We start from the raw sequence: 3726 nt of genomic DNA, 5'->3' as shown, positions 1-3726 counted from the left end.
AAAAGGAGCTTAAAGAAAAGAATGTAAAGAGAGTAAGAAAAGGTCACTATACTTTACTTGGGTATGCTGTTGATTCAAAAGGACCTATTACATATAACACCCATAATCGTACTATATTTCCACAAATTATTAAATTACTTGCAAGTTTGAAAACGAAAGTTGATACTGCTACTGAGAACAAATGTCTAAAGACTGGATTGAGCGAAGCTATAGGAACTAAACAAGCTGACGTTATAGAGATACTCTTGAATAGTGGTAAATTAATGAAAAAGAAAAGCTTGATGCTTTGATCTTTCTATTACGACAGAGTATACACAGGGGGTTAAATTATTGTTAGGTCACGTAAGTAATGAAAAAATGCAAGCAGCCTTAAAAGTGACTATGAACAAAGAGCAAACTGTACAAATTCAAGAAATCACTCAGGTGCTTTTGGACTTTATTACATCAAAAACACCTAATGTAAAAGGAAATAAACCAGTGCCTCCTATATCAACAAAAAAAACAGATAACGGCTTCACAAATGCTCAATTTTCTCCACCAAATGAAAAAGAAACTAAATACAAAGAAAGCAAGGAGAATTTTCATACCTAATTAAGGAATGATGTTGTTGGTATTGTTATGACAGGATTATTCATTGCTGCTGCTGTGATGGTTCCATCTATAGCTGGTGCAGCGGTTTGTGGTATTGTAGCTGCTTTAGCTCTAGTAGCTACTGGGTTACACGTAAAAGATTCTACATTGCCAAGTTATACAGCAATGAAAGAAAATAAAGTTGAACATGTAGGTTTACAAGTTGTACAAATGTAGATGTCATTCCAGCGCGTGGCGCTGGGATCTAATTTACACTTTTAGATCTGACACTAAATTGCGCTGCTACTAACTTTGCAATTGGTACTCTATAGGGTGAGCATGAGACATAGTCAACCCCTGATTTGATGAGAAACTCTATAGATTTTGGATCTGCTCCGTGCTCTCCACATATACCAAGTTTTATTTCTTTTCGGGTTTTCCTGCCTCTTTCGATAGCTATTTTGATTAACTCCCCTACCCCTTCGATATCCAGCACTTCAAATGGGTCATTCTCAAATATCTTGTTTTCTTTATAGGAATCAAGAAAATTAACTGAATCATCTCTTGAGAGCCCCATGGTTGTTTGCGTTAAATCATTGGTACCAAAACTGAAAAATTCTGCGTGTTTTGCTAACTTATCGGCAATCAGTGCTGCCCGTGGCAGTTCTATCATTGTTCCAATTGAATAGGCCTTGTCTGATGTCATTCCGGCGATGACAGAGGATTCTTTCTTTATTAACTCGCATATCAGTACAAATTCTTTCTCATTCATGATAAGAGGGATCATAATTTCAGGCTTAATTTCTGCCTTTTTTTCTTTTCTTAGCTCATCCGCAGCGCTGAGTATTGCCCTAATCTGCATGCTATATATTTCAGGATGGGAAATGGCCAGTCTGCAACCTCGGTGACCAAGCATTGGATTTTTTTCTGATAACTGTGCTATTTTATTTTTTACCGATTCAACTGACTTATTGAGTGACTTAGCGATTTTTTCTATGGTGGACTGATTGTCAGGTAAAAACTCATGCAGAGGTGGATCAAGTAAACGTATAGTAACCTCCCTGTCCTCCATAACAGAAAATATTTCTTTGAAATCAGACTTTTGCATTTGCTCTAATTTGCTCAGTGCACTCGCTCTTTCGATCTTGTCGTCAGCTATTACCAATTTTTGAATGAACTCAATCCTGTCACTAGCAAAAAACATATGCTCTGTGCGACATAAGCCTATACCTTCTGCACCGAACTCTTTAGCGATCTTTGCATCTTTTGGAGTATCAGCATTTGCTCTCACCTTGATTGTTTTAATTTCATCTATCCGGTTGATTATCGTTTTGAATTCTTGCGATAACTCAGGCGAAATTGTAGGAAGAATGCCAAGCATCACCTCACCCGTTCCTCCATTGATGGTAATTGGTTCTCCCTTATTTACTTTTGTATTTCCTACAGAAAAGAAATTTCCATCTTTATCGATATAAAGTCCACCTACACTGCAAATGCACGGCTTACCCATTCCACGGGTTACAACAGCAGCATGTGAAGTCATTCCTCCTCGTGCCGTTATTATACCACTTGCAGCATTCATTCCATTAATATCCTCAGGACTCGTCTCTGATCTTACTAAAATTACTTTTTTACCCTGCCCTGCAGCCTTTTCTGCATCATTTGCACTGAACACCACATATCCTGAAGCCACACCTGGAGAAGCCGGTAGCCCCTTCCCTATTACTTTTTGATCACCCTTAACTTCAAGAACTGGATGCAATAAACCATCAAAAGTTTTTGGATCAATCCTTAATATTCCTTCTTCTTTTGTAATTGTCCCTTCGTTTACCATATCAACTATTATGCGCACGGTAGCCTCGGCTGTACGTTTACCGGACCTAGTCTGCAAAATCCACAACTTGCCATTCTGCACGGTGAATTCTATATCTTGCATGTCTTTATAGTGCCTTTCAAGCTTTTCACATACATCGCACAATTCTCGGTACACGCTTGGCATCAATTTTTCCATGGTATTCTCTTGCTCCCCGTCAACTGGCATAGGGGTGTAAATACCGGAAACCACATCCTCGCCTTGAGCATTGACCAAAAATTCACCAAAACACTTTTTCTCCCCAGTTGCGGGATTGCGCGTAAATATCACACCGGTTACAGAATTGTTGTTCAGATTACCAAAAACCATTGCTTGTACATTGACTGCAGTTCCAAGGGTTTCAGGAATGTTATTTATTTTTCTATAGGAAACAGCCCTGCCATTCTGCCAAGAAGCAAACACCGCATTTACTGAGCTGAGCAATTGTTCTTCAACGTTCTGCGGAAAATGTTTTGCAGTTTTTTCATGTACTATCTTTTTAAAATCGTCAACGATCTTTCTTAAGACATCAACATCAAGATCAGCTAAACTTTTTGCTCCATTTTTTTGTTGTTCATGATCAATAACGCTTTGAAACAGGTGATGGTCAAGCTGTAGCACAACATTGGAATACATCGTAATAAAACGGCAGTAGCTATCATAGGCAAAACGCTCTCCACTTTTTTTTGCAAGCCCAACAACGGTTGCATCGTTTAAACCAACGTTTAGAATTGTATCAAGCATACCCGGCATTGAATTGAAGCTACCAGAGCGTATGGAAACTAGTAAAGGGTTATCTGAATCCCCGAATTTACAACCGATGTCATTCTCAAGCATCGCCAGGTATTTTTTGATTTCGTTACGCAGATCGTCAGGCAATCTATTACTCTGGTGATAGTTCTTGCAAACAGAAGTGGAGATTGTAAAACCAGGTGGAACGGGAATACCGACGTTGCACATTTCCGCTAAATTTGCCCCCTTTCCTCCCAGCAGATTTTTCATTTCTGCATTACCTTCGCATTTGCTTTGGCTAAAGTAATATATTAACTTCTCTTCCATTGTTTTTCCGGATTTTCACTAATAAACACATTACACGTATGATTCCAACAGGACTTGAAACCATAGGGTAATAAATTTTGCAAAATTTGGCAACAGCAGATAATAAGTAAAATTAAGTGATAAATGATCTTATAACGCTAACTATGGATTAGCCGATAAAGAAAGAGCTGGAAATGGAAGGTTTTTTGCGTTGTAAAGAATATGAAATAAGCGTAAAAAAGATGTGAACTAAAAAGTTAATAGGA

3 protein-coding genes and 2 pseudogenes are annotated in these 3726 nt (G+C 38.2%); 3 read left to right on the top strand and 2 right to left on the bottom strand.

What is annotated here, in order from left to right:
• The 3 genes and pseudogenes from GO685_RS04020 to GO685_RS04010 all read left to right on the top strand — a co-directional run.
• Window positions 1-290, top strand: a pseudogene (locus GO685_RS04020) (hypothetical protein); the annotation flags it as partial.
• 40 nt (window positions 291-330) lie between these two features.
• Window positions 331-591 (top strand): hypothetical protein, encoded by a 261-nt coding sequence (locus tag GO685_RS04015; protein WP_175937672.1) that lies wholly within the window; start codon window positions 331-333, stop codon window positions 589-591.
• A 27-nt stretch (window positions 592-618) separates the two neighbouring features.
• Entirely contained in the window at window positions 619-807 is a 189-nt protein-coding gene (locus tag GO685_RS04010) for a hypothetical protein (protein WP_175937671.1), read from the top strand.
• A 28-nt stretch (window positions 808-835) separates the two neighbouring features.
• Here the strand turns inward: GO685_RS04010 and ppdK are convergent, their stop codons facing one another.
• Together ppdK and GO685_RS04000 are read right to left on the bottom strand one after the other, a co-directional pair.
• The gene (gene ppdK / locus GO685_RS04005) at window positions 836-3481 is read right to left on the bottom strand and encodes a pyruvate, phosphate dikinase (RefSeq protein ID WP_175937670.1); all 2646 of its coding nucleotides are present in this window, start codon (window positions 3479-3481) and stop codon (window positions 836-838) included.
• A 148-nt stretch (window positions 3482-3629) separates the two neighbouring features.
• A pseudogene (locus GO685_RS04000) lies at window positions 3630-3726 on the bottom strand (IS982 family transposase); the annotation flags it as partial.

It is taken from the genome of Wolbachia endosymbiont of Madathamugadia hiepei (assembly GCF_013366855.1).
Classification (GTDB): Bacteria; Pseudomonadota; Alphaproteobacteria; order Rickettsiales; family Anaplasmataceae; genus Wolbachia.
The sequence above is the reverse complement of the archived record's forward strand: the minus strand, read 5'-3'. Positions and strand labels throughout refer to the sequence as shown.

Excerpts from the sequence above, each read along its gene's own strand:
- GO685_RS04010 (WP_175937671.1), top strand. The coding sequence starts at position 619 with ATGACAGGATTATTCATTGCTGCTGCTGTGATGGTTCCATCTATAGCT.
- ppdK (WP_175937670.1), bottom strand. The coding sequence starts at position 3,481 with ATGGAAGAGAAGTTAATATATTACTTTAGCCAAAGCAAATGCGAAGGT.